This window comes from Acidovorax sp. Root267, from assembly GCF_001429215.1.
GTDB lineage: Bacteria > Pseudomonadota > Gammaproteobacteria > Burkholderiales > Burkholderiaceae_C > Acidovorax > Acidovorax radicis.
Genome location: NZ_LMJC01000030.1, coordinates 140,247 through 165,193, shown reverse-complemented (window position 1 = coordinate 165,193; position 24,947 = coordinate 140,247). Strand labels below are relative to the sequence as shown.

Annotated in this window: 26 protein-coding genes and 1 tRNA gene; 14 read left to right on the top strand and 13 right to left on the bottom strand. The window is 64.9% G+C overall.

Annotated features, from left to right (window positions below; translation table 11 throughout):
- Positions 1-34 precede the first annotated feature (34 nt).
- The 4 genes from ASE39_RS19360 to hemW all read left to right on the top strand — a co-directional run bounded on the left by ASE39_RS19360 (position 35) and on the right by hemW (position 3,888).
- The gene (locus tag ASE39_RS19360; RefSeq protein WP_010461845.1) at positions 35-937 is read left to right on the top strand and encodes a PP2C family serine/threonine-protein phosphatase; all 903 of its coding nucleotides are present in this window, start codon (positions 35-37) and stop codon (positions 935-937) included.
- 277 nt (positions 938-1,214) lie between these two features.
- Complete coding sequence (rph, locus tag ASE39_RS19355) at positions 1,215-1,949, top strand: ribonuclease PH (protein WP_057272218.1); 735 nt, start codon at positions 1,215-1,217, stop codon at positions 1,947-1,949.
- 69 nt (positions 1,950-2,018) lie between these two features.
- A complete protein-coding gene (rdgB, locus tag ASE39_RS19350) occupies positions 2,019-2,618 on the top strand; it encodes an RdgB/HAM1 family non-canonical purine NTP pyrophosphatase (protein ID WP_057272217.1) in 600 nt (199 codons plus the stop codon).
- A 13-nt stretch (positions 2,619-2,631) separates the two neighbouring features.
- Positions 2,632-3,888, top strand: coding sequence for a radical SAM family heme chaperone HemW (gene hemW / locus ASE39_RS19345; protein WP_057272216.1), 1,257 nt, complete (start codon positions 2,632-2,634; stop codon positions 3,886-3,888).
- Positions 3,889-3,964: 76 nt separating this feature from the next.
- Here hemW and ASE39_RS19340 read toward each other — a convergent pair whose 3' ends face one another.
- Positions 3,965-4,294, bottom strand: a complete 330-nt coding sequence (locus ASE39_RS19340; RefSeq protein WP_057272215.1) for an I78 family peptidase inhibitor — start codon at positions 4,292-4,294, stop codon at positions 3,965-3,967.
- Positions 4,295-4,601: 307 nt separating this feature from the next.
- On the opposite strand from ASE39_RS19340, the gene ASE39_RS27195 reads away from it, so the two are divergent.
- From ASE39_RS27195 to ASE39_RS27190, 5 genes are all read left to right on the top strand, one after another.
- Positions 4,602-4,988: a hypothetical protein gene (locus ASE39_RS27195; protein ID WP_242421500.1), complete on the top strand. Its 387-nt coding sequence runs from the start codon at positions 4,602-4,604 to the stop codon at positions 4,986-4,988.
- On the top strand, positions 4,988-6,238 hold the full coding sequence (locus tag ASE39_RS19335) for a sensor domain-containing diguanylate cyclase (RefSeq protein ID WP_242421507.1): 1,251 nt from the start codon (positions 4,988-4,990) through the stop codon (positions 6,236-6,238). The genes ASE39_RS27195 and ASE39_RS19335 overlap by 1 nt, the downstream gene beginning before the upstream one ends.
- 473 nt (positions 6,239-6,711) lie before the next feature.
- On the top strand, positions 6,712-7,395 hold the full coding sequence (locus ASE39_RS19330) for an IPTL-CTERM sorting domain-containing protein (RefSeq protein ID WP_082615514.1): 684 nt from the start codon (positions 6,712-6,714) through the stop codon (positions 7,393-7,395).
- A 23-nt stretch (positions 7,396-7,418) separates the two neighbouring features.
- On the top strand, positions 7,419-8,108 hold the full coding sequence (locus ASE39_RS26050; RefSeq protein ID WP_242421499.1) for an IPTL-CTERM sorting domain-containing protein: 690 nt from the start codon (positions 7,419-7,421) through the stop codon (positions 8,106-8,108).
- 219 nt (positions 8,109-8,327) lie between these two features.
- Positions 8,328-8,492 carry a hypothetical protein gene (locus ASE39_RS27190; protein WP_242421498.1) on the top strand — a complete coding sequence of 55 codons (165 nt, stop codon included), beginning with the start codon at positions 8,328-8,330 and terminating at the stop codon, positions 8,490-8,492.
- Positions 8,493-8,737: 245 nt separating this feature from the next.
- On the opposite strand, the gene ASE39_RS19325 is transcribed toward ASE39_RS27190, so the two are convergent.
- The 9 genes from ASE39_RS19325 to ASE39_RS19285 form a co-directional block, all read right to left on the bottom strand.
- Positions 8,738-8,825: transfer RNA gene (locus tag ASE39_RS19325), tRNA-Ser, on the bottom strand.
- Positions 8,826-8,845: 20 nt separating this feature from the next.
- Positions 8,846-9,547 carry an urease accessory protein UreG gene (ureG, locus tag ASE39_RS19320; RefSeq protein ID WP_057272213.1) on the bottom strand — a complete coding sequence of 234 codons (702 nt, stop codon included), beginning with the start codon at positions 9,545-9,547 and terminating at the stop codon, positions 8,846-8,848.
- Positions 9,544-10,263, bottom strand: coding sequence for an urease accessory UreF family protein (locus ASE39_RS19315; RefSeq protein WP_057272212.1), 720 nt, complete (start codon positions 10,261-10,263; stop codon positions 9,544-9,546). Before ASE39_RS19315 ends, ureG begins: the two co-directional genes overlap by 4 nt.
- A 10-nt stretch (positions 10,264-10,273) precedes the next feature.
- Positions 10,274-10,936 carry an urease accessory protein UreE gene (ureE, locus tag ASE39_RS19310; protein ID WP_057272211.1) on the bottom strand — a complete coding sequence of 221 codons (663 nt, stop codon included), beginning with the start codon at positions 10,934-10,936 and terminating at the stop codon, positions 10,274-10,276.
- A 79-nt stretch (positions 10,937-11,015) separates the two neighbouring features.
- Complete coding sequence (locus ASE39_RS19305; RefSeq protein ID WP_057272210.1) at positions 11,016-11,504, bottom strand: GNAT family N-acetyltransferase; 489 nt, start codon at positions 11,502-11,504, stop codon at positions 11,016-11,018.
- Positions 11,505-11,511: 7 nt separating this feature from the next.
- Complete coding sequence (ureC, locus tag ASE39_RS19300) at positions 11,512-13,230, bottom strand: urease subunit alpha (RefSeq protein ID WP_057272209.1); 1,719 nt, start codon at positions 13,228-13,230, stop codon at positions 11,512-11,514.
- A 90-nt stretch (positions 13,231-13,320) separates the two neighbouring features.
- Positions 13,321-13,626 carry an urease subunit beta gene (locus tag ASE39_RS19295; protein ID WP_057228769.1) on the bottom strand — a complete coding sequence of 102 codons (306 nt, stop codon included), beginning with the start codon at positions 13,624-13,626 and terminating at the stop codon, positions 13,321-13,323.
- A gap of 22 nt (positions 13,627-13,648) precedes the next feature.
- A complete protein-coding gene (locus tag ASE39_RS19290) occupies positions 13,649-14,263 on the bottom strand; it encodes a HupE/UreJ family protein (protein ID WP_057228768.1) in 615 nt (204 codons plus the stop codon).
- A 47-nt stretch (positions 14,264-14,310) separates the two neighbouring features.
- Positions 14,311-14,613: an urease subunit gamma gene (locus ASE39_RS19285; RefSeq protein ID WP_055399013.1), complete on the bottom strand. Its 303-nt coding sequence runs from the start codon at positions 14,611-14,613 to the stop codon at positions 14,311-14,313.
- A gap of 276 nt (positions 14,614-14,889) precedes the next feature.
- On the opposite strand from ASE39_RS19285, the gene ASE39_RS19280 reads away from it, so the two are divergent.
- Positions 14,890-18,474 carry an ATP-binding protein gene (locus tag ASE39_RS19280; protein ID WP_242421506.1) on the top strand — a complete coding sequence of 1,195 codons (3,585 nt, stop codon included), beginning with the start codon at positions 14,890-14,892 and terminating at the stop codon, positions 18,472-18,474.
- Positions 18,474-19,544 (top strand): response regulator, encoded by a 1,071-nt coding sequence (locus ASE39_RS19275; protein WP_057272207.1) that lies wholly within the window; start codon positions 18,474-18,476, stop codon positions 19,542-19,544. Before ASE39_RS19280 ends, ASE39_RS19275 begins: the two co-directional genes overlap by 1 nt.
- 136 nt (positions 19,545-19,680) lie before the next feature.
- Here ASE39_RS19275 and ASE39_RS19270 read toward each other — a convergent pair whose 3' ends face one another.
- From ASE39_RS19270 to ASE39_RS19260, 3 genes are all read right to left on the bottom strand, one after another.
- Positions 19,681-20,007, bottom strand: coding sequence for a hypothetical protein (locus tag ASE39_RS19270; RefSeq protein ID WP_057272206.1), 327 nt, complete (start codon positions 20,005-20,007; stop codon positions 19,681-19,683).
- 156 nt (positions 20,008-20,163) lie between these two features.
- Complete coding sequence (locus tag ASE39_RS19265) at positions 20,164-20,709, bottom strand: DUF4184 family protein (protein WP_082615511.1); 546 nt, start codon at positions 20,707-20,709, stop codon at positions 20,164-20,166.
- Positions 20,710-20,852: 143 nt separating this feature from the next.
- Positions 20,853-21,539 carry a DUF3334 family protein gene (locus tag ASE39_RS19260; protein ID WP_010461806.1) on the bottom strand — a complete coding sequence of 229 codons (687 nt, stop codon included), beginning with the start codon at positions 21,537-21,539 and terminating at the stop codon, positions 20,853-20,855.
- A 270-nt stretch (positions 21,540-21,809) separates the two neighbouring features.
- On the opposite strand from ASE39_RS19260, the gene ASE39_RS19255 reads away from it, so the two are divergent.
- The 3 genes from ASE39_RS19255 (at position 21,810) to ASE39_RS19245 (ending at position 24,919) form a co-directional block, all read left to right on the top strand.
- Positions 21,810-22,994, top strand: coding sequence for a DUF917 family protein (locus tag ASE39_RS19255; protein WP_057272204.1), 1,185 nt, complete (start codon positions 21,810-21,812; stop codon positions 22,992-22,994).
- Positions 22,995-23,015: 21 nt separating this feature from the next.
- Complete coding sequence (locus ASE39_RS19250; protein WP_057272203.1) at positions 23,016-24,074, top strand: sensor domain-containing diguanylate cyclase; 1,059 nt, start codon at positions 23,016-23,018, stop codon at positions 24,072-24,074.
- Positions 24,075-24,427: 353 nt separating this feature from the next.
- Positions 24,428-24,919, top strand: coding sequence for a nuclear transport factor 2 family protein (locus ASE39_RS19245; protein ID WP_057272202.1), 492 nt, complete (start codon positions 24,428-24,430; stop codon positions 24,917-24,919).
- Positions 24,920-24,947: the final 28 nt, after the last annotated feature.

Here is a 24,947-nt window from a genome sequence, read left to right as displayed (position 1 = left end):
ATGCCTTGGTGCATCCTTGCCTGCGTGGGTCCCTATGAAGTTCTCGGTATTCCAGATCAGCCGCCGCGGTGGCCGCGAGAAGAACGAAGACCGCATGGGCTATTGCTACACGCGCGAATCGTGCCTGTTTGTGCTGGCCGACGGCATGGGGGGGCACCCCGAAGGCGAGGTGGCTGCGCAGATTGCGCTGCAGACCATCTCGGCGCTGTTCCAGCGCCAGGCCAAGCCCCAGCTCAAGGATGTGCAGGAATTTCTGTCGGGCGCGCTGCTGGCGGCACACCACCAGATCCTGCGCTATGCCACTGACAAGGGCATGCTCGACACCCCCCGTACCACGCTGGTGGCAGCGGTGCTGCAGGCTGGCACCGCCACCTGGATCCATTGCGGCGATTCGCGCCTGTACATGGTGCGCGATGGTGATTTGCTGACCCGCACACGCGACCACTCCTATATGGAGCTGCGCAACTCCCCGCCGCCAGGCCTGGAGCGCATCAACCGCAATGTGCTGTTCACCTGCCTGGGCTCGCCCACCAAACCCATTTACGACATCACCGGCCCCGTGTACCTGGAGCAGGGCGACCGCATCCTGCTGTGTTCGGATGGCCTGTGGGGCACACTCAGCGACGAAGACATCGCCAAGCAACTGGCCCGCAACACGGTGTCGCACGCGGTGCCTGAACTGGTGGAAGATGCCCTGCGCAAGGCGGGTGACAGCAGCGACAACGTCACGGTGATTGCCATGGAGTGGGAGACGCCCGATGCGTTCGAGTCCACGCAAGGCGTCTCGACCGACAGCATCAGCGACGACGTGTTTGCGTCCACCATCCAGGCCGGGCCACTCGATGGCCTCGTGGACGACCTGGACGACGCCGCCATCGAGCGGTCCATCGCCGAGATCAACGAAGCGATTCGACGCTCAGCTGCCCGAAAGGCATGACAACCCCCTGAGTTGCTTCGCGCCTTCCGCCTTCGTCCGAATTGCGGTGCAATTCGGGATAGAGACACAGCCAGCGCTCGTACGGCTGATATGGGCGGTCCTTGGGTGGCGGTCCTGGTTTGGGCAACGCATGTTGTACGGGCCTCGGGCAGAGAGCCTGCGAGATGGGCCGCCAGTGCCGCGGCCCATTGCAGATGTATCGAACTGACGGACTGGCTTGTTGGCATGCGCCCTGGGCCGTGCGGGAGGCCCGCGTATTTTTGACACCGGAAACCACATGACCACTTTTACCCGTACCGGCGCTCGTGCCGCCCACCAGCTGCGTCCCGTGCGCATCACCCGCCACTACACCATGCACGCCGAGGGTTCGGTGCTGATCGAGTTTGGCAACACCAAGGTGCTTTGCACGGCATCGGTGGAAGAACGTGTGCCACCCCACAAGCGCGGCAGTGGCGAAGGCTGGGTCACGGCCGAATACGGCATGTTGCCGCGCGCCACCCACAGCCGCAGCGACCGCGAGGCCGCGCGTGGCAAACAAACCGGCCGCACGCAGGAGATTCAGCGCCTCATTGGCCGATCGCTGCGTGCCGTGTTTGACCTCAAACTCCTGGGCGAGCGCACCATCCAGCTCGACTGCGACGTGATCCAGGCCGATGGTGGCACCCGCACCGCTGCCATCACCGGCGCCTGGGTGGCTGCGCAGGATGCGGTCAACCAGTTGCTGGCCAGCGGCAAGATCACGCAGTCGCCGTTGATGCAGCCAGTGGCTGCCATTTCCGTGGGCATGGTTCAGGGTACGCCGCTGCTGGACCTGGAATACGTGGAAGACGTGGGTTGCGATACCGACATGAACGTCGTGATGACCGGAGCGGGCCATTTTGTGGAAGTGCAGGGCACGGCCGAAGGCGTGGCGTTTACCCGGACGGAGATGGACCAATTGCTGGCGCTGGCTGAAAAAGGCATCGCAGAGTTGGTGCAGTTGCAGCAGCGGGCCCTTCTTGATACTGAATAAATGTGAGAATGCTCATAAATTGATAGCTATTTGCGCTTGATGGATAAGCGCTAGATGCCATTTAGACCCATGAAAATTGTTCTTGCATCCAACAACCGTGGCAAGCTGGCCGAGCTACAGGCCATGTTCGCGCCGTTGGGCGTCGAACTGGTGCGCCAGGCGGACCTTGGCGTAGGCGAGGCCGAAGAGCCTTTTCGCACCTTTGTGGAGAACGCCCTCGCCAAGGCCCGGTTCGCCTCGGCACACACCGGGCTTCCCGCGCTGGCCGACGACGCCGGAATGTGTGTAGACGCCTTTGGTGGCCTGCCCGGTGTCGATACCGCCTACTACTGCACCCAGTTCGACTACGAGAAAAGCGACGACAACAACGTGCGTGCCCTGCTGGAGCAATTGCAGGGCGTGGCCAACCGCCGCGCCGCCATGGTCAGCACCCTGGTCGCGGTGCGCAGCCCGCAAGACCCCGAGCCGCTGATTGCCGTGGGCCGCGTGGTGGGCGAGATCACCACGGCGCCCCGGGGTAGCAACGGCTTTGGCTTTGACCCCGTGATGTTCATCCCGGAATTTGGCAAGACCTTTGCCGAGCTGCCTGTGGAAGTGAAGAACGCCCACAGCCATCGGGGGCGCTCTGCCGCACAGATGCTCGCGCTGATGCGCGAGCGCTGGCTGTAAAGGGACACAGAAGGTGGCCCACATTCCGATCACGCCGCAGAGCGACATCGAGCCCGCGCCAGCACGCGACATCCAGCACTACATGCGCCCAGGGCTGCTGCAGCTGCCCAGCCTGCCGCCGCTGTCGCTGTATGTCCACCTGCCCTGGTGCCTCAAAAAATGCCCGTACTGCGACTTCAACTCGCATGAGTACCGCGAGGGCGTTGGCGATGCAGGCGGCAACGGCGTTCCCGAACAGCGCTACATCGATGCACTGATGGCCGACCTGGAGGCCGCGCTGCCGCTCATTTGGGGCCGCACAGTGCACAGCATCTTTATCGGTGGGGGCACCCCCAGCCTGTTCTCCCCGGCGGCGATTGACCGGCTGCTTGGCGACATCCGCGCCCGCCTGCGTCTGGAGCCTGATTGCGAGATCACCTTGGAGGCCAACCCCGGCACGTTCGAAAAAGATCGCTTTCGCGCCTTCCGCTCTGCGGGCGTTACGCGCCTGTCGGTGGGGGTGCAAAGCTTCAACGACCAGCACCTCAAGGCCCTGGGCCGCGTGCATGACCGCAGCCAGGCCTTGGCGGCCGTGGAGGAGGCCGCCGCGTCGTTTGACACCTATAACCTCGACATCATGTACGCCCTGCCGGGCCAGACGCCCCAGCAGTTGGAGCAGGACATGGTGACCGCGTTGGCCTTCAAACCACCACACATCTCCATCTACCACCTCACCATCGAGCCCAACACCTACTTCGCCAAGTTTCCCCCCGCCATCCCCGAGGACGACCAGGCCTATGCCATGCTCGACCGCATCACTGCCCTGACGGGGCAGGCCGGAATGGCGCGCTACGAGATCTCGGCCTATGCGCAGCCGGGCCACCAGTGTTTTCACAACACCAACTATTGGCAATTTGGCGACTACCTGGGCATTGGCGCGGGTGCGCACAGCAAGCTGAGTTTTGCGCACCGGGTGGTGCGCCAAGTGCGCTTTCGCGATCCTGGCCGCTACATGGACAACGCCCTGGCCGGCCGCGCCGTAGCGCAAGATGACGACGTGCGCCGGGCCGACCTGCCGTTTGAGTTCATGCTCAATGCCCTGCGCCTGCGTGACGGTTTTGCGCTGCAGGACTTCATGGCCCGCACGGGCCTGCCCCTCACCGCCATCGCCAAGGGCCTGGAGGCCGCCGAACGCAAGGGCCTGATCGAGCGCGACATGGCGCGCGTGCGACCCACGGAGCGGGGTTTTGACTTTCTGAATGACCTGCAGGAGCTGTTCCTGGCGGATTGAGCGTGGCGGCGCAGGAGCTGGCAGCGCCCTAGCCGCTCCCACTGGCACCGCGCACACCGCACAGCGCCTGGAAGGATCAGCCGCAGCGCACTGCCAGGATTCGGCCGTTGCCATCCACTTCCAGGTTGAGCCGCTGCGCGTCGAACTCCTTGGTGATGATCTGGCCGGGGCGCAGGATGCGGGCCATCTGCGCGCCCGACCGTACACGGGCGGATTCCACCACCGACGCCGTGCTGTTTTGCCCCACCGCAGACTGGGCCGGCTGGGCGTTACACAGCCCGCCAGGCGCGGAGGGCGCAGCCGCCGGGCCACCAGAGGGTGCAGGGGGCTGCCCCTGGCTTGCGCAACCAGTCAGCAACGCCGCAACCACCAGGCCGCCAGCGGCGGCAAAAGGGATATTCGTCATGGTCAAGGCTCCTGAAAACGAGACCCTCACCATACCGGAAGGCCCGAAAGCACGGGTGTCCACCCGTAACGTGGTTGGTGGCCCTTCCTTTGGCTGTCCCTGGCTTGATTGCGGTCAAGGCAATGTTGGCCGTCCGCAACAGCTAGCCACACGCCTTGCGTGGCAGACGCATGGCGATGGTTTGCCGTAAGGCCTGCTCTGCACAATGGGGCAGCGATGGTCTGCCCGCACGGGAGCGGCCAGAACACAGGAGGCCGGTGTGGCACACGGGCTTTTTGGCAACCGTTTTGTGCAGCCCCGATACGCCATGTCCGACGATCCTATTCTCAGCCTCATCCGCTCTCTCGGTGACACCCTGGATGGGCTGGACGTCGCCCTGTGTGCGTTTGACGAAGGCGACCACGCCCTCGCCTGGAACCGTACATTCTTCAAATTCTTCCCGGAGCACGAGGGGCATGTTTACGCAGGCGAGCCCTACCATGCCAATCTGCGGCGGTTCTACACCGAACGGCTGGACGCGCAAGAGTTGCCCAATATCGACCGCTACATTGCGGCTGGCGTGGAGCGGCACCGCGCGCAGACGCGTTGCCACAGCCGGAAGAGCCCGGCGACGCCAACATCCATGAACCTGGCTACCTGCGCAGCCCCTTTATCGAAAGTACCGAGCTTTTTGACCGCATCCCCGACGGTTTGATGATTTGTGGCGAGGACCACCGCATTCAGTGGGTCAACGAGCCATTCATGCAGATGTATCGCCTCACCGACCGCGCTGCTGCGACCGGGCTCAGCTTTGATGACATCTACCGTGGAGCCTGGGCTGCCGGTGGGCCGGGCGACATGGCGCCTTTCTACGGGGGGCTATCCATCCTGCAGGAACACATGCGGTTTGCCGGAGCGCCGTTTGAGGTGCCCTTGCCCCACAACCGCTGGAGCCGGGTGATTGCCAAGCAGGGCTCGGACGGTACCGTGTTTTATGCGCACGTGGACATCACCGAGTTCAAGCGCCAGCAACACCGGCTTGCGCAGGCCGAACGCAGCGCCCGCGACAACGAGGCGCAATTGCGAGAGAAGTCCATCCTGCTGGAGGCCACGCTGGAGAGCATGGACCAGGGCGTTGCCAGAATCAGCGCCACGGGCATTGTGGAGCTGTGCAATCGCCGGGCGCTGGAACTGCTGGAGCTGCCCGAGGAGTTGATGGCCTCCAAACCCTCCCTGGCGCATGTGCTGGCATTTCTGCGTGCACGCGGCGAATTTGACCTCGCTTCGCAGGAGGTTCAATCGATGCTGCTCCACAACGGCGGGCTCGATCAACTGAATGTGTACGACCGACCCCGGCCCGACGGTCGCATTGTGGAAGTCCAGACCGTGCCCATCAAAGGTGGGGGCGCACTGCGCACTTTCACCGACGTGACACAACGCAAGGAGGCCGAGCAAAGAATCCGGCATGTCGCTGAACATGACGGGCTCACCGCGCTGTTGAATCGCTCTGCGTTCCTGCAAGCACTTCAGGCAGCCGTGGCCGACGTGCGGCGCCAGGGCCGCGGTTTTGCTGTGTTGTATGTGGACCTCGACGGTTTCAAACCCATCAATGACCGCTTCGGGCATGCCGTGGGCGACCAATTGCTGGCCTGGGTTGCCAGCCAGCTTGCGCAGGCTGCGCGCGAAGACGATGTGGTGGCGCGGCTGGGTGGCGATGAGTTTGCCTTGCTGCAGCGCGGCGTCTCTGACCGCGACAGCGCGTACCGCCTGGGCGAACGCCTGGTGCAGGCCATCGGCCAGCCGACGGAGATTGAATCGCATTTCATCCAGATCGGGGCCTCGGTGGGCGTCGTGATGTCGTCCCCAGACGCGCTGGACGCCGAAGAGCTTCTGCGCAAGGCCGACTCCGCGATGTACCTTGCAAAAGCCTCCGGGCGCGGCTGTGTGCGAATTTACGGCACGTGAAGATCCCATGCACCTCTGCTGTGGCCATCCTCCCCATCGGGCACGCGCAGCGTGTGAGCGTGCCTTCTGGTGAATATCCCGGCCTTGAGGGTGTCCCGCAGAAAATCGGCGATGTCCTACACACCGGGGCAAAAGAGCGACCTAATATCTGGCTGTCGATACCCCTTCGACATCCCTCCCGCTTGCACAAGCAAGTGTTCAGCCCGCACTCTGCGGGCTTTTTTTTGGGCGATGCCTACCCTGTTAGGCAAAAACATGCGGAATGCACATTGGCCCACAGTGGTGAGGTGTGTCGGCCGCAGAAACTGGCCTTGTCGTACCCACGGCTACCCACCGGAAACCGCCGCAGCCCAGGTGAATAAGGTGCGCGAGATGGTATCGATTCGACCCATCCCATGCACGCGTCGCAGACAGAGGCATTGTGTTGTGCCGGTGTCCCTTTATTATTCGGCGTTACAAAAGAGGGGTGATTGATGCCGTCGAATGTGAGAAATTGGCTTGCAGCTATCGCGGTTTTGTTCACCGCAAGCTGGGCCCATGCGCAGGCCACCGTCTATACGGTCACCCCACCGAGTGCCTACGCAGGCGTGAATAACTTCACCGCACCGTGTGGTGCGGGCACCTGTCAGAACTTCACCCTGGCAATGGCAGCATCGGGTTCTTTCACGACGTCCAGCCCGATGGCGGGCAGCCTGGTCGCCGCGAATATATTCCCTTTGATCACGGCCTTCAGTTTCAGTGACGGTCTCAATACCTACTCCAGCGCAGATGCCGCCGTGCGCGTGGTCAGGTTCAACGTGTCAACCGACGCGGGGGGGGCCATCACCTCGGTGCTGATCGCGGTGGAGCGTTGGCAGACCGGGACTTCGCCGCATACCGCGGGTGACCGGCTTTCCGTTCTGCAGTTTGGAGGCGGCGCAACCTTTGCTGCCCACAACACAGGCTGTTCGAGTGTCGGTATTTCCCTGGTGGGTATGGCCGATACGTGCCTTGCGACTCCCTCCGATGCCTCCCGGTCGGAAGCCAACGGCCCCGCCGCAGTATGGTTTGCAGCCGCTGCGCCAGGCCCAACTTCCATCCCGACCTTGTCGGAGTGGAGCCTCATCGTCCTCGCTGGATGTATGGGCTTGACCGTTATCCGTCGCCGACGGGTCTAAGACAACCAACAACTTATTGCTCTATGACAATCCACTTCAGACACTGGATGGCTGCCTTGGCGCTGCTGCTCGCCGCAGGATGGGCCCACGCTCAGGCCACCATCTATTCCGCGACATCGACGAGCCCCTACACATCCAAATCGGATTTCTCGCTGTGCGGCGCGGGCCCCTGCCAAAACTTCACATTGACGATGGGACCGTCAGGGTCATTCACCACATCCAGCCCGTTGCCTGGGGGATTGATCAGCGCAAACATTTTTCCGTTGATCACCGCCTTCAGCCTCAGCGACGGTATCAACACCTATTCCAGCGCCGACCCTGCAGTCCGTGTAGTGCAGGTGCTGGTCACCACAGATCCGAGTGGCGTTGTCGTGAACACCAATATCTTCATTGCGCGCTGGCTGACCGGGACTTCCCCGCATGTGGTCAATGACCGCGTATCCCGGATACAGATTGCAGGGGGGATCGGTTCGGCCCTGCACAATATTCGCTGCGGGGCTGTGGCAGTGGCGCCCAGTGGCGTGCCCGATGCCTGTACCGCCAGTTTTCCAGACACGTCCGCATCAGGGGCTGGGTTGGCTGCTGTTGCCTGGGCTGCAGCCCCTGCACCAAGCCCCGCATCCATTCCGACCTTGTCAGAGTGGGGACTGATCCTCATGGCGGGCTTGCTGGTCTTGGCGAGTCTCGCGGCGCTTCGCCGTCTGGGCTTCTAAAAAACCCCCACAGGAAAGCCGCAGCTTAAAGGCTGTGGTTTTGTGTGTAGCTTGGTCCAGCGAGGTGCGCGGTGAAGCCCATGGCCGCCGAGGAGACGCCTGTGCCACGCAACGCGGAACTTGCACGCTGCGTGGGGTCTGGGCAGGGGCAGCGCAATTGCTCCTTGTCACACCCGTCGGTGCAGTTGCCCTGCAGCCCACATCGCAAGCAAGGCCGCTATGGCCATCAACGCCCATTCGGAAAGTGTTGGAACGGATGAGGCTGCCAACGCAGAAGACCAAAGCAACGAGATCGGGTTGGCTGAGGAGCTGTTGGTGTCAGAGCCTGAAAAAAAGCATGAATCTGCTGCGCCCTTTGGCACGGTGGTGTGCCACACCGCGTGAAGTTTGTGAACACTGTGTAGTTGCTCGCGTGCGCGGGCAGCGGGCCATATCGCGCATTCATGCAGCGTGTCGTAGAAATTCAGGTAGTACGAGAAGGGCGCTCGCCGGCCGTTCTCTGCAGTCGCTTGGGTTGTGCAAGAGGATTGCCAGGACGTGCTCCCCGCGGTCCTTTACGGAGCGAAATTTTCCCGGTGCGCAGACCCTATGGCGGGTAAAAAAGCACGCCCTGTATTGAGGTGCCGTTTTGGCGGAGACGGTGAGATTCGAACTCACGGACGGTTGCCCGTCGGCAGTTTTCAAGACTGCTGGTTTAAACCGCTCACCCACGTCTCCGGGCACGGAAGCTGCGAATTCTAGCCCACGGCGGGTGCAGATTTTTGCAGCATGCCCCGGGTCTCGATGAACTTGACCACGTCGGCCACGCCTGCCAGGGTTTTGAGGTTGGTCATCACGAACGGCTTGAGCGCGCCCTGCGCGTTGGTGCGCATGCGGGTGGTGTCGGCGTGCATCACATCCAGGTTGGCGCCCACGTGGGGGGCCAGGTCGGTCTTGTTGATGATGAACAGGTCGCTCTTGGTGATGCCGGGGCCGCCCTTGCGGGGGATCTTCTCGCCGGCGGCGACGTCGATGACGTAGATGGTCAGGTCGCTGAGTTCGGGACTGAAGGTGGCGGCCAGGTTGTCGCCGCCGCTTTCCACGAAGACGATGTCGGCGTTGGGATGCTCGCCCAGCATGCGGTCGATGGCTTCGAGGTTGATGGAGCAGTCTTCGCGGATGGCGGTGTGGGGGCAGCCGCCGGTCTCCACGCCCAGGATGCGCTCGGCGGGCAGGGCGCCGCTCACTGTGAGCAGGCGCTGGTCTTCCTTGGTGTAGATGTCGTTGGTGATGGCGATCAGGTCGTAGTCGTCGCGCATGGCCTTGCAGAGCATCTCCAGCAGGGTGGTCTTGCCGGAGCCCACCGGGCCGCCGATGCCCACGCGCAGGGGCGGCAGTTGCTTGGTGCGGTTCGCGATGTGGTGCAGGGCGGAGGTGGCGGTGCTGGTGCTGTTGGTCATGATCGGAAGAGGCGTGAGTACTGGGTTTCGTGCTGGGCCGACAGGATGGCGAGCATGGGGGAAAAGGCCTGGCGTTCGCTGTCCATCAGGCCGATGGCGTGGTCTGCGGCGGCAGGGATGGCGTCGGCCAGGCGGGCCAGGATGCGCTGGCCGGCGCTTTGGCCCAGCTGCATGGATTTGAGCGCGGCCTGCACCATGTTCTCGGCCCAGCCGAAGGCATAGGCCAGCAGCACGTCGCGCGCGAGGGCTTGGGTGATGGATGCAGCCAGTGCAAAGGCCACGGGGTAGGTGGGAGGGAGGGCCGCCAGATACTGCACGGCGGGCATGACCTGGTCATCGCCCTGGTGCTGGTTGCGCAGCCAGTCGGCCATGGAGCGGCCCATCTGCTCGGTCTGCAGGCGCAGCTCGCTCGTCTCGCGGGTGTGCAGCACCCAGTCGTTGAGCTCGCGCACATTGGCCAGGTCGCCGCCGTCGCCACGCCGCCAGGCGCCCACCGCCTTGGCGATCAGGGCCATGTCACCGCGGGCCTGGGTGATGTGCAGCTGGTCCAGCAGCCATTCTCCGACGGCGCCTTCGCTGTCGATGCCGGCGTTTTCAATGGCGCTTTCCAGCCCTTCGGAGTATGAAAAACCGCCCACGGGTAGCGCGGGGGAGGCCAGCCACATCAGCTGCAGGAAGCTGGCGGCGGGCAGGGGCGCGGGGCGGTCCAGGCGCATGGAGCGGGGCTCAGTGGTCGTGGTTGCAGTCCGGGCCGTGCACATGGCCCTGGGCGACCACGGGGATGGCCACGGTGCGGCCACGGGTGGGCGCTGGAGCCGCGGCAGCCGCTGGCGCCTGTGTGTGCGAATGCCCGTGTTCGTGGCTGTGATCGTGCCCATGGTCATGTCCGTGGTCATGCCCATGCCCACCATGGTGGTGGTGCCCGCCGCCGTGCCCCGCCGCATAGGCACCGCCTTCGGGTTCAAAGGCCAGGTTCTGCTCGGTCACGATCAGGTGCATCGCGTGCAGCATGTCGGCCAGGACGTGGTCGGGCTCGATCTTGAGGTGGTCGGGTTGCAGCTCGATGGGCACGTGCCGGTTGCCCAGGTGGTAGGCGGCGCGGGTCAGATCGAACGGGGTGCCGTGCTGCGTGCAGTGCGTGATGACCAGCACGGGCTGCGGCGCGGCGATGACGCGGACCATGGAGCCGTCTTCGGCCACCAGCACATCGCCGCCGCGTACCAGCGTGCCGCGCGGCAGGAAGATGCCCAGCTCGCGCCCGGTGGAGTCGGTGGCGGCAAAGCGGCTTTTCTGGCGCACGTCCCAGTCGAGTTCGATGGTGGTGGCGCGCTTGATGAGGACCGGGGCCAGGCCTTTGCCCTGGGGGATGAGTTTGGAGGCTTGGATCATGGAAGGGGTGTCGTTGTGGCGTGCGGCAAACCGCGCATTGTGGCCCGGCTGGACGGTGGCGGGGCGCAGTGCGTAGCCACTACAGCGGGCGGGTCATGAAGAAGCTGTACGGGTCCAGGCGGTAGTCGGCAAACGGCCCGCATTCGACAAAGCCGTGCTGAAAGTACAGCTTGCGCGCGGGGGCGAAGAAGGGCTGCGGCCCGGTCTCCAGGCTCACCTGGGTGTGGCCGCGCGTGCGGGCCTCTTGCAGCAGGTGGTTCAGCAAGTGGCGGGCGATGCCCCGGCCCCGGTGGTGGGCGCTGGTGCGCATGGATTTGAGTTCGGCATGTGCGGCATCAAGCCGCTTGAGCGCGCCGGTGCCAACCAGCATGTCGCCATCCGCCCCCGGCAGCCAGGCGGACCAGAAGGCGATGTCGGGCTGGCGCAGCTGGTCCATGTCCAGCGCGTGCACGCTTTCGGGCGGCGACACCGCATACATATCCTGCAGGTGTTCCTGCATGAAGGCTTCGATGCGCGGGTCGCTCAGGTCGTCCAGGCGGATCTGCAGCGTAGTTGGAATGGCGGCCATGCGTTGCTCAGAACAGGAAGTAGCGCTGCGCCATGGGCAGCACGGTGGCGGGCTCGCAGGTGAGCAACTGGCCGTCGGCGCGCACGGTGTAGGTCTGTGCGTCCACTTCCATCTTCGGGGTGTAGCTGTTGTGCACCATGTCGCGCTTGCGGATGCCGCGGATGTTGTGCACGGCGGACAGCGTCTTGCGCAGGCCGAAGCGCTCGCCGATGCCGGCAGCCAAGCCCGCTTGCGACACGAAGGTGAGTGAGGTCTTTGCGATCGCCCCGCCGAAAGCACCGAACATCGGCCGGTAGTGCACGGGCTGCGGCGTGGGGATGGAGGCGTTGGGGTCGCCCATCGCAGCCATGGCGATCATGCCGCCCTTCAGGATGAGTGCGGGCTTCACGCCGAAGAAGGCGGGCTTCCAGATCACGATGTCGGCCCATTTGCCCACTTCGAGCGAGCCCACTTCGTGGCTGATGCCGTGGGCAATGGCGGGGTTCATGGTGTACTTGGCCACGTAGCGCTTGATGCGCGTGTTGTCGTTGCGGCCGGTGTCGCCCTGCAGGCTGCCGCGCTGCACCTTCATCTTGTGCGCGGTCTGCCAGGTGCGCAGGATGACTTCGCCCACGCGGCCCATGGCCTGGCTGTCGCTGGACATCATGCTGATGGCGCCCAGGTCGTGCAGGATGTCTTCGGCGGCGATGGTTTCCTTGCGGATGCGGCTTTCGGCAAAGGCCAGGTCCTCGGCAATGCTGGCATCGAGGTGGTGGCACACCATGAGCATGTCCACATGCTCGTCCAGCGTGTTGTGGGTGTACGGCATGGTGGGGTTGGTGGACGATGGCAAGAAGTTCTCTTCGCCCACCACGCGCAGGATGTCGGGGGCATGGCCGCCGCCCGCGCCTTCGGTGTGAAAGGCGCAGATGCCGCGCCCGCCCACGGCCGCGATGGTGTTCTCCACAAAGCCTGATTCGTTGAGCGTGTCGCTGTGGATGGCGACCTGCGTGTCGGTGGCCTCGGCCACATCCAGGCAGTTGCTGATGGCCGCAGGGGTGGTGCCCCAGTCTTCGTGCAGCTTGAGACCGATGGCGCCCGCGCTGATCTGCTCGTGCAGCGCGTCGGGCAGGCTGGCGTTGCCCTTGCCAAGGAAGCCCAGGTTCATGGGGAAGGCGTCGGCCGCCTGCAGCATGCGCTCCAGGTTGAAGGGGCCGGAGGTGCAGGTGGTGGCCAGCGTGCCGGTGGCAGGGCCGGTGCCGCCGCCCAGCATGGTGGTCACGCCGCTGGCCAGGGCCTCTTCGATCTGCTGCGGGCAGATGAAGTGGATGTGGCTGTCGATGCCGCCCGCGGTGACGATGTTGCCCTCGCAGCTGATGACCTCGGTGCCAGGGCCGATGATGATGTCCACGCCGGGCTGCACATCGGGGTTGCCGGCCTTGCCGATGGAGGCGATGCGGCCTGCGCGCAGGCCAATGTCGGCCTTGAAGATGCCGGTGTGGTCAATGACGAGGGCGTTGGTCAGCACCGTATCCACCGCCCCTTGTGCGTTGGTGCGCTGGCTTTGCGCCATGCCGTCGCGGATGGTCTTGCCGCCGCCAAACTTCACTTCTTCGCCATAGCTGCCTGCGCGCAGGGTGTGGTCGGCCTCGACTTCGATAAGGAGTTCGGTGTCGGCCAGGCGCACGCGGTCGCCCACCGTGGGGCCGAACATTTCGGCGTAGGCGCGTCGTCCAATGGTTGCCATGGGGTGTGCTCCGCGAGAACTGTTAACTATACTTTTGATAGCTGCTAGCGCTTATATGTAAAGCGCTAGAGGTCGTTTTTCTTGAAATCCCTATAGCGCGCCGTGCGTCAGGCCCTGAAAGCCGTACACCCGGCGATCGCCCGCGTAGTCCACCAGCTCTACCGTGCGCTCCTGGCCAGGCTCAAAGCGCACGGCGGTACCTGACGCGATGTTCAACCGCATGCCACGCGCGGCGGCGCGGTCAAAGCCCAGGGCGTTGTTGGTCTCGGCAAAGTGGTAGTGCGAGCCGACCTGGATGGGGCGGTCGCCCGTGTTGCGCACGACGATGGTGAGCGTGCGGCGGCCGGTGTTGAGCGCGTGCTCGCCGGGTTCGGTGATGAGTTCGCCGGGGATCATGAAGGCTCCTTGGAGGGAAGGCTTAGGCCATTTGCGCCAGCAGCACGCCACCGAACGCGGCCACGCCAGCGCCCGCTGCGCGCGCCAGCCACACCTGGCGGTGGCGCAGCACCAAGCCCGCCGCAAGCCCAGCGCCATGCAGCAGCACGGTGGCGGCCAGCATGCCCGCCAGGGTCTGCCAGACGCTGTTGCTGCCCGCCAGCTCAACGCCATGGGCCACGCCATGGAACACGGCGAACACTCCCACGCCCAGCGCCGCCACGATGCCCGGCACCCGCAGGCGCGACACCACGAGAAGGCCGGTGGCCAGCAGCGACGCGGCGATCATGGACTCCACCGCAGGCAGTGCCACGCCTTGCAGACCCAGCACGGCACCGGCCAGCAGCATGGCCGCAAAGCCCACGGGGCCCCACAGCAGATCGCGTCCTGCACTGCGCGCGGCAAGGGCGCTCCACAGGCCCACGGCCACCATGGCGGCCAGATGGTCCATGCCGAACAAGGGATGGGCAAAGCCGCTCAGAAAGCTGCTGTGCATATGCGGTTCAGCACCGGTATGAGCGCTGGCGCCTGTGCTGATTGCGCTGAAAGCTATGAAAAAAAGAGCGGCTGTGTGGCGGTGTGAGAGTGCGATGCGCATGAGGGCTCCACAGAGAGAAGAGGCAAAGAGGCAAAGAGAGAAGAGGGTCAGACGATCGGCTGATGGACGGTGACGAGCTTGGTGCCGTCGGGGAACGTGGCTTCGACCTGGATGTCCGGGATCATCTCGGCGATGCCGTCCATCACGTCCGCGCGTGTCAGCACGGTGCGGCCTTCGCTCATGAGCTGCGCCACGGTCTTGCCGTCGCGGGCACCTTCCATCACGGCGGCGCTGATCAGGGCCATGGCCTCGGGGTAGTTGAGCTTCAGCCCCCGGGCCTTGCGGCGCTCGGCCAGCAGGGCGGCGGTGAAGATCAGCAGCTTGTCTTTTTCGCGAGGAGTCAGTTCCATGTCGTTGTACTCAATGCTGGTGTTGTTGGCTCGCGCGTCAGCCGATGCGGGGTGACCACGAGGAGCGTGCTATGGCGCACGGGGGTGATCTGGCGAGAGCCGTTCCATCATAGGCAGCAAGCCCCGTGCCCGCCATACGTCATCTGGCGCACGTCCCCAAGTGCAATGGCATGGAAACTGCACCTGAAGGGGTGACCGCCGCCATTGCCCATGCCTTCCCACACTGCCTCCATCGCCCCTGCTGACGCCACCCCGCTGCAGCCGACAGAGCCCGGCATGGCTGCACACGAGCCCCAGCAAGCCCCGCAGCAGGTCGTCAAAGTCCGGCGCGACTACAACAGCTGGGTGGCCACCGAGACCATGGAGGACTACGCGCTGCGCTACACCCCCCAGCGCTTTCGCAAATGGTCCGAATGGCGGGTGGCCAACACCGCATTCGGGGCGGCGTCGTTCCTGATCCTGGAGGCCGTGGGCGCCACGCTGCTGGTGCAGTACGGCTTCATCAACGCCTTCTGGGCCATCGTGGCCACGGGGCTGATCATCTTTCTGGCGGGGCTGCCCATCAGCGTGTACGCCGCCCGCTATGGGGTGGATATGGACCTGCTCACGCGCGGCGCGGGTTTTGGCTACATCGGCTCCACACTCACCTCGCTGATCTACGCGAGCTTCACCTTCATCTTCTTCGCACTGGAGGCCGCCGTGATGGCCTACGCGCTGGAGCTGGCGCTGGACATCCCGCCCACCTGGGGCTACCTGATCTGCGCCATTGTGGTGATTCCGCTGGTCACGCATGGCGTGTCGGCCATCAGCCGCCTGCAGGTGTGGACGCAGCCGCTGTGGCTGGTGATGCTGGTGGTGCCGTTTGCCTATGTGTTGGTGCGCGATCCTGGTGCGTTTTCTGGCGTTGTGCACTACGGTGGTGAATTGATGCGCGGCGCCACGTTCCAATTGCCCTTGTTTGGTGCAGCGCTCACGGTGGGCATTGCACTCATCACCCAGATGGGGGAGCAGGCCGACTACCTGCGCTTCATGCCCGCCAGCACGCCTGCCACACGCGGACGCTGGTGGCTGGGGGTGCTGGTGGGCGGGCCGGGCTGGGTGGTGCTGGGGGTGCTCAAGATGCTGGGCGGCGCGCTGCTCGCCTATCTGGCGCTCACCCACATGGTGCCGGCCGAGCGCGCGGTGGACCCGAACCAGATGTACCTGGCCGCGTATGAATATGTGTTCCCCAACTATGGCTGGGCGGTGGCGGCCACGGCGCTGTTCGTGGTGATCTCGCAGCTCAAGATCAACGTGACGAATGCCTATGCGGGCTCGCTGGCCTGGTCCAACTTCTTCTCGCGCCTCACGCACAGCCACCCGGGGCGGGTGGTGTGGGTGGTGTTCAACACACTGATCGCCTTCATGCTGATGGAGATGAACGTGTTCCGCGCCATGGGCGAGGTGCTGGGGCTGTATTCCAACATCGCCATCGCCTGGATCATGTCGGTGGTGGCCGACCTCGTCATCAACAAGCCGCTGGGCCTGTCGCCCAAGGGCATCGAGTTCAAGCGCGCTCATCTGTACGACATCAACCCGGTGGGCGTGGGCTCGATGGCGCTGGCGTCCATCCTGTCCATCAGCGCGCACCTGGGGTTGTTCGGCCCGCTGCCGCAGGCGTTCTCGGCCGTGATCGCGATGGCGGTGGCCTTTGTCACTGCGCCGCTCATTGCCTGGGCCACCGGGGGGCGCTACTACATCGCGCGCCAGTCGGAGCCCGCTGCGCTGGCCGACGTGGTGGCGGTGCCCCTGCATGGCCCGCTGCGCCGCAATGCCGAAGGGGGGCTGGGCACAGAGGTGGGCAGCTACCGGCGCACCACCGTGCAGCGCTGCGTGATCTGCGAGCGCGAGTACGAAGCGCCCGACATGGCGCAGTGCCCCGCGTACCGGGGTGCCATCTGCTCGCTGTGCTGCACGCTGGACGCGCGCTGCGGCGACCTGTGCAAGCCCCACGCGAGCATGGCGGTGCAGTGGTCGGCCGCCCTGCGCTGGGTGTTGCCGCGCGCCATGTGGCGCTACCTGGACACGGGCCTGGGCCACTTCCTGCTGCTGATGCTGGTGATTGCGCCGCTGCTGGCCTCGGTGATGGGGCTGCTGTACCACCAGGAACTCAACACCATTGCGCAGGCTGCCACGGACACCGAGGTGATGGCGGCACCCGAAGTGGCGCTGCGCTCGGGGCTGCTCAAGGCGTATTTGGCGCTGCTGGTGATCTCGGGCATCGTGGCCTGGTGGCTGGTGCTGGCGCACAAGAGCCGCCAGGTGGCGCAGGAGGAATCCAACCGCCAGACCGGCCTGCTGGTGCGCGAGATCGAGCTGCACCGCCAGACCGACGAGGCCCTGCAGACCGCGCGCAGCGTGGCCGAGCAGGCGCGCCAGGTGGCCGAGGCAGCCCAGCGCGCGGCCGACCAGGCCAACCAGGCCAAGAGCCGCTACATCAGCGCCATCAGCCACGAGATCCGCACGCCGCTCAACTCCATCCTGGGCTACGCGCAGCTGATGGGCGAGGACGCGGGCGTGCCCCCGCACCGCAAGCAGGCGGTGCATGTGATCCGCCGCGGCGGCGAGCACTTGCTGTCGCTCATCGAAGGCACGCTCGACATCGCGCGCATCGAGTCGGGCAAGCTCACGCTTGACGTGGCGCCCATGCGCTTTGCGGACGGGCTGCACGAGATGGCCAGCCTGTTCGAACTGCAAGCTGCCGCCAAGGGCCTGGCGTTCACTTTCGATGTGCAAGGCGTGATTCCGGAAGTGGTGCGCGCCGACGACAAGCGCCTGCGCCAGATCCTCATCAACCTGCTGGGCAACGCCGTCAAGTTCACGGCGCACGGCACCGTCACGCTGCGCGTGCGCCATGCGCGCGAGATGGCACGCATCGAGGTGCAGGACACGGGGCCGGGCCTCGCGACCGAGGAAATCGAGCGCATCTTCGAACCCTTTGCGCGCGGCGGCTCGGGCGGTGGCAGCACCGCGGCCGCACCGGGCGCGGGCCTGGGCCTGACCATTGCCAAGATGCTCACAGCGCTGATGGGCGGTGAACTGACGGTGAGCAGCACGCCGGGCGTAGGCTCGGTGTTCCACGTCAAGCTGTTCCTGCCCGAGGTGCATGGGGATGTGCTGGGCAAGGCGGCGGCGCCCGTGGCGGCGCAAGCCCAGCGCGCCCGCAAGGGGTATGCAGGCGAGCGCCGTCGCATCCTGGTGGTGGACAACGAGGAGCCCGACCGCGAACTGCTGCTGCAACTGCTGGAACCCCTGGGCTTTGAGCTGCGCCAGGCGGCCAGCGGCCACGATGCGCTGGACCTGCTGGCCACCGGGTACCGGCCCCATGCCATCTTCATGGACCTGGCCATGCCCGGGATTGACGGCTGGGAGACGTTGCGACGTGTGCGGCAGATGCGGTTACCGGACGTGCAATGTGCCATCGTCTCCGCCAATGCCTTCGACAAGGCGCTCGACAATGACGTGGAGATCAGCCCCGAAGACTTCATCGTCAAACCTGTGCGCCACAGCGAGCTGCTGGACTGGCTGGAGCGCCGCCTGGGCCTGCAATGGCAATACGACGAGGCTGCCGAGGCACCCACCGGGCCAGCGCCCACAGCGGCCTCTGCGGCGCCCGCACCCCTCACGTACCCCGATACCACTGCGCTGGCGGCTTTGGCGCAGGCAGTGTCTTTGGGCTACTACCGGGGCATTCTCAACACCCTGGACGACATTGAACGCAGCCAGCCCGCGCACAGCGCTTTTGTGGGCACCATGCGGCAGCTGGCCAAGCAGTTCCAGTTCGATGCCATGGGCCAGATCCTGGAACAGGCACCCTCGTGATGACCACCGCCAACCCACCTCCCTTCCAGGCCCCGGGCGCGCCGGGTGCCGCGCTGGACCGCACCGACAGCGATGTGGTCCTGATCGTGGACGACGTGCCGGACAACCTGGCCGTGCTGCACGACGCGCTCGATGAGTCGGGCTACACCGTGCTGGTGGCCACGCATGGCGAGGCCGCCCTGCAGCGCGCCGCGCAGGCCCTGCCCGACATCGTGTTGCTGGACGCGATGATGCCCGGCATGGACGGCTTTGAAGTGGCCCGGCGCTTGAAGGCATCGCCCGCCACGGCACACATTCCCATCATCTTCATGACCGGCCTGACCGAGACCGAACACCTGGTCGCCGCGCTGGAGGCGGGTGGCGTGGACTACGTCACCAAGCCCATCAAGCCGCGCGAGGTGATGGCCCGCATGGGCGTGCACCTGGGCGCGGCGCGCAAGGCCCGGCAGGACGCGCGCCAGGCCCGCGAGGCGCGCAACGCGCTGGATGCGTTTGGCTACGCCAGCATCACCGTGCGCGCGGTGGACGGCCGCATCGTGTGGCAGACCCCGCTGGCGCGCGAGCTGCTGCAAAGCTACTTCGGCGAGGTGGGCCCGGACGGCACGCCCACCGCCTTCGGTCAATGGGCGCCCGAGCCGGTGCAGGCCTGGCTGCGCCGCCACGTGCTGGCCGACAACGCCGCAGAACTGCTGGCCGCATCGCTGGCCGAGCCCCCGCGCCTGGCCGTGGAGCAGGGCGCCCGCAGGCTCACCTTCCGCCTGCACCAGCAGGCCGGCGACAGCGCGGGCGGCGGCGACTGGCTCATCGTGATGCGCGAGGTGTCGGATGCGAAGATCATCGAATCCATGAGCCTGTCGTTCAAGCTCACTGCGCGCGAGGCCGAGGTGCTGTACTGGGTGGTCAAGGGCAAGATCAACCGCGACATCGGCGACATCCTGGGCGCCAGCCCCGCCACGGTGAAGAAGCACCTGGAGCGCGTGTTCGCCAAGCTCGGCGTGGAGACGCGCACCGCAGCGGCCGGCATGGCGATGAACCGCATCCGGCAATTGCATCCGCAGTTTGAGGGGTAAATCTTCAAGTGTTTTTGGCCGCTAGCGCTAGAGGATAAAGCGCTGAAAGCTATCAATTTAGGAATGCTCTGCAGCAGGTTCTTTTCGCCGCCTTCTGCGCCCCCCGTCACGCAGCTGTTGGCATCCATGCATGCCTTCAGCGCCCGACGGCTTCCTCCAACTGCTGCTTGTTCATGCGGGACCGCCCCTTGATCCCCCGGCGCTTTGCGTCCTCGTAGAGCTGAACCCGGGTGCGGCCCTGCGGGCCCCGGTGCGAGTTCCTTCCCCCGCGAACGGGCGCGGGCGTGGCGCGCAAGGTCTGGGGGTTGGCGGTTTTGCTTTCGCCGTGCTGTGCCCGTTCCTTGTTGACCGTGCGGGCCGCGATTTCCTCGGCCGTGCCTTCGTCTTTGCCGCGTTCGAGCAGACTGTCCTTGATGTGTTGGTACTGACGTTCGCGTTTGGCGCTCCATAGGGCTTGGGGCATGGCGGGCTCCTTGGTGGGGGCTGGAGAGGAGGGTGGGCGCGCCAGCACAGGGCGCTGGTAGCCAATCTACCCAGTGCGCGTTCCCTGTGCGTAGGCAGCATCGGTGCGCGCCTGTAGGACGCCAGGCAGGGGAATAACGGCGCGGTGCCTGCCGTATCAGGTGTTGTGGCGTTGCCGCTGCACAGCGCGGCGGCTACGGAGCCACTGCAATGCCACCCAGCCCAGAGCGCCGCCCGCCATGCCTGCCACACACAGCAGGTGCAGTGCAGACAGCGAGATGGCCGCGTACAGGCCGTTGGTGTCCGACCACGGCGCCCAAGGCCGGATGTCGAGGTGCATCACGCTGTCAAGCAACACGTGCGAAAAGGTTCCGGCCAGCGCGCTGGCGAGGACAACCTGTGGGCTCCAGCGTTCGCTCTCCTGCAGCCAGGGCATCCGATAGTGCAGCACTTCCTGGTTCCAGCGCCGCAGCAGCGGGCGGCACAGCCAGGGCGCCAGCGCTGCGGTCACGCACGCTATGGGCACGGCGCCGAGGTAGGTGTGGGTGGGGCCATGCAGCACGGGGGCGCCGCGCAGCATGCCGACCAGGGGTTCGATGTCCATGGCCAACTGGGCGATGCCGAAAGTCAGCACGCTGAAATGGCGCCCGGCCAGTGCCTTGGCTGCCAGGCCTGCGCCCATGTGAAACGGGGTGAAGGGCATGAGGCGTCGAGGGCTATGGCGCTGGTGCAGCGCGTTGAGTTTATGCCCAGGGGGCTAAAGACCTTTAGTCAAAAACAGCTTTGGCGCTTGATAGACAAGCGCAGTCAGCTATCTTTTTTGACAAATCGCGCAGCTCCTGCCGCTCACATCCCCAGCGACTTCAGCAGCGCATCCGTGTCATCCTGCCCCGCAGGTGGCGGCGCGGGCACGGGGGGCGCTTCTTGCGACTGGGCCATCAGCGCGTCGGCGTCCGGCACTTCCTGTGCCTCGAAGTCGTAAAGCTTGATGAACTCGGTGCGGTCGATCGCCAGTTCCAGGTAGAAGATGTTGTTGTTGCTGGTGTAGAAGGTCACGCGCCGGGCTTCGGGCTTGTCCAGGTTGGCGTCCACGCTCAGCATCACCTGCTTGTTCAGCACCAGCATCTTGGGCTGGTTCTGCGTGATGTGGGTCTGCAGCTCGCGGCGCACCTTGCCGGTGAAGTCGCCCACCACCTGGTTCATGAGCTCGCCCATCACGTTGCTCACTTCGTCCGACGTGTAGGAGCTGACCAGGTCGTCCTTGGACATGCCCATGTTCAGCAGGTAGTTGGCATACAGCTCCATCGCGGCCTGGGCCGAGAAGTTGATGATGACCAAGCCCGAGAAGCCGCCATCGAACAGCACAAAACAGCCGATGTCGGGCTTCAGGCAGGTCTTGCTGATGCGCTGCACCATGCCGGAGTAATGGATCTGGCTGTGGGTGGCCACGTTCAGCACCCGGGTGACGGAGTTGCACAGGCTGATCAGCAGGTCTTCGGTGCCGTAGACGGTGGATTTATCGGGGAGGCTCATGGTGTGTGTAGGCATCTGCCAGGAAAAACAACAACAAAACTGCAACGTAGGCAGAGCATAGGCGATGGCGCACCGCGAGACCAGAGTGCTTTCCGCCCTGGGGCACCCCAGCAACGGGTGTTGGAAGGGTGGTTTGTGGGCGCAGAACTTGCGAGCCGATTGGCCAAGTGCGTACCACGTTTGCGCCTTGGCACCGCATGGGATGCAGCGGATTGACAACCCACCGGGCAGGCGTATCGTGCCTTCCATACCAAAAGAGAGGGGCGTCAGATGGGTGTTGTCTATAACTATGGGCTGGCCGATTTCCAATCGATTGCGGCGGGTGCTGCCGTGCTGGCCAGCGGAGGGGGCGGCAGTTACCGCGACGCCTGTTCGATTCTTCAGGAGCTGGCCGGCCAGGGCTGGAGCGGCACCGTCACGGTGCAGGACTATGACGGCGCCACCAATGCCTGTGTGCTGGCCATCATGGGCTCGCCCGATGCGGCCGACAGCCTCACGCTGTCGGCGGTGCAAAACTCGGTCAGCAACACCGTGGCCGTGATGGAGGCCAGCACGGGGGCCCTGCTGGGCGCCTTGATCCCCGTGGAGATCGGGCCCATCAACTCCCTGGTGCCGCTCATTGGCGCGGCCATGTCGCAGGGCGCGGTCTGGGTGGTGAACGGCGATGGCGCTGGCCGTGCCGTGCCCGAACTGCCCCAGACCACCTACACCGGCGGTGCACAACTGGCGCCGTGCCCCGCCGCACTGGCCAGTGATGCCTCCACCCTGGTGGATCTGGAATCCGCCGTGCTGGGCGCCTCCACCGCAGCGCGCGTGGAAACCCTGGCGGGTGGGGTGGTGGCCGGGTTTGGCGGGTATTCGGGCATTGCCATGTGGCCCTCCAACGCGGGCAACGGTTTTGCGTTGTCGGGCAGCTACATTCCGGGCACGCTGGAGCAGGCGCGGGGGCTGGGGCAGTTTCTGCTGCAGGCCGCCACGCCGCCCGCCACTGCGGCCGTGGCAGATGCCATTGCCCTCATCACTGGCCGCACTGCCCGCGCGGTGGTGACCAATTTTTTCATCACCTCGGTCACGCAGTCCACGTCCAGTGCGTCGCTCGATTCGGGCATCATTCGCCTGGACAACGCGCAGGACCCGAGCCTGAGCACAGAGACCCACTATCTGTACAACCTGAACGAAAATCTCATCATGTACTCGTCTGCGAGCATGACCCCCGACATCATTGCCCCCGACTCCATCTGCTACTACTCGGAAAGCACGGGGCGCGGCTTCTCCAACGCCAGCGACGACCTGGCCCTGTACTTTGATGCCGCCACCGGCAAAAGCACGGGCCAGATGGTGAGCGTGATCGCCGTGCAAACGGCGCCCCAGCTTTACAACACCCCGGGTGTCGTGGCGTCGTTTGCCGCGTTGCTGCGCAATATGGGCTATGCCGGGGCCATGCCGTCGGCCTGAAGAATCAAGGGTTTCGCCGCCATGGGTGATGAAGCAGACCTGAACAAGGAGCGGCTGGAGCTGGTGCTGGAAGCCGCCGGTCTGGACCTGTGGGAGAACGACCTCGTGAGCGGCCAAGTCACCCACAAGGCCACAAAGACGTTCCTGGAGCTGGGCTTTACCCAGGATGAAATTGTGTCGGGCGTGCAGGACATCTTTGGCCTGTTTCACCCCGGTGATTTCGACAGGGTCAAGCAGGCGGTGGCCGACCATGTGGCAGGTATCACGCCGCAGTACCGCGCCGAGTTCCGGCTGCGCTCCAAGGCGGGCGAATGGATCTGGTTTGCCAACTACGGCCGCATCATGGATCGCAACAGCGCTACCCCTGGCAAGCGGCTGATTGGCGTCACCTTCAACATCCATGACCGCAAGCAAAAAGAAGACGAGATCGCCCAGATCAACCAGCAGTTGCTGGAGCAGAACAAGCTGCTGCAAGAACTGAATACCGCCCTGGAGCTGCTGGCCGCCAATGACTCCCTGACCGGTCTGGCCAACCGGCGCACGCTCATGGAGCTGGGCGCCAACGAATGCAAACGCACCGAGCGCTTTGACCACCCGCTGTCGCTGATGGTGGTGGACATTGACCTGTTCAAGGCGGTCAACGACGCCTGGGGGCACCTTGCGGGCGACCGTGTGATCTGCGCCGTGGCCGAGGCATGCGCCGCGCGCAAGCGCAGCGGCGTGGACATCGTGGCGCGCTTTGGGGGTGAGGAATTTGTCATCGTCCTGCCCGAAACCGATGGCGTCAGCGCGTTGCGCGTGGCCGAATCACTGCGCCGCGAAGTGGCCGCGTTGAGCGTGCCCGTCAATGACGAGGGGGCGAGCGTTTCTGTCACGGTGAGCGTCGGCGTGGCCACGCTGCACAAGGGCTCGGGGCTTGGCTTTGATGAGCTGGTGAACCGGGCCGACAAGGCGCTTTACCGTGCCAAGGACACAGGGCGCAACGCCGTGTACTGCGCCGATGTGCAGCAGGGTGGCGCCGCGGCGGTGCATGTGCTGATCGACCCTGATGAAACCGCTGGTGGCGTGCTGGTGGCGTGATTCCGCTCCCTGGTCCATTCCTCCGTTCGTCCCGCTTCGCGAACCAGCCCTTCTAGTGCATCAGTGGATGCGCGACCCTGGGCGGCTGCAGCGTGTCATATGGGTGTTGCGGAGGGCTCCTGTACCAGCGGCAGCACGGAAGCTCTTTGGCATGGAGCTGTATGTGGACAGTGCGATGGTGCGTGAGGCGCTGAAGGCCGACTAACCTGGGGTGGAACTTCGGCCCGAGACCCGATCTCCGACATGGACCCGGCGCGTGGTTGGAGAGACCGGTCGGGCCGGATGGTGAATAACCCGCCCCCGACTTTCATGCTGCCACTTTTTTGAATCCCATCTTTTTAAAGGCTCTACCGATGTCCACCTCCAGCGTATTGGCCGGTGCCGCACTGGCCCTCAGCTGCTTCATGCCCGCCTTCGCCCAGACACCCGTCAGCGCCAACCCGGACCACGCGCCCATGCTGGCCAGCAGTGACCCGCAGTTGGCCGCCAACAAGCGCCTGGTGTATGACTTCTGGCGCGAGGTGTTTGAGTCCGGCAATGTGGCCTTGGCAGAAAAGTATGTGGCCGAGTCGTATATCCAGCACAACCCCAATGTGCCCAATGGCCGGGGTGCCCTGGTGGGGTTTGTCTCCCGCAGGATTCCTGCACCGCTCCCTGCGCAGGACCGCGTCAAGGCACCCTTGGTCTCCATCACGGCAGAGCGTGATCTGGTGATGTTGAGCTTTGTGCGCGAATACACCGACCCGAAGGACGCCTCGCTCAAATACACCACCACCTGGTTCGACATGTTCCGCATCGAAAACGGCAAGATCGTGGAGCACTGGGATTCGGCGCTGAAGCAGTGACAGGACCGAGCCGGCAGGATCGCCGCTG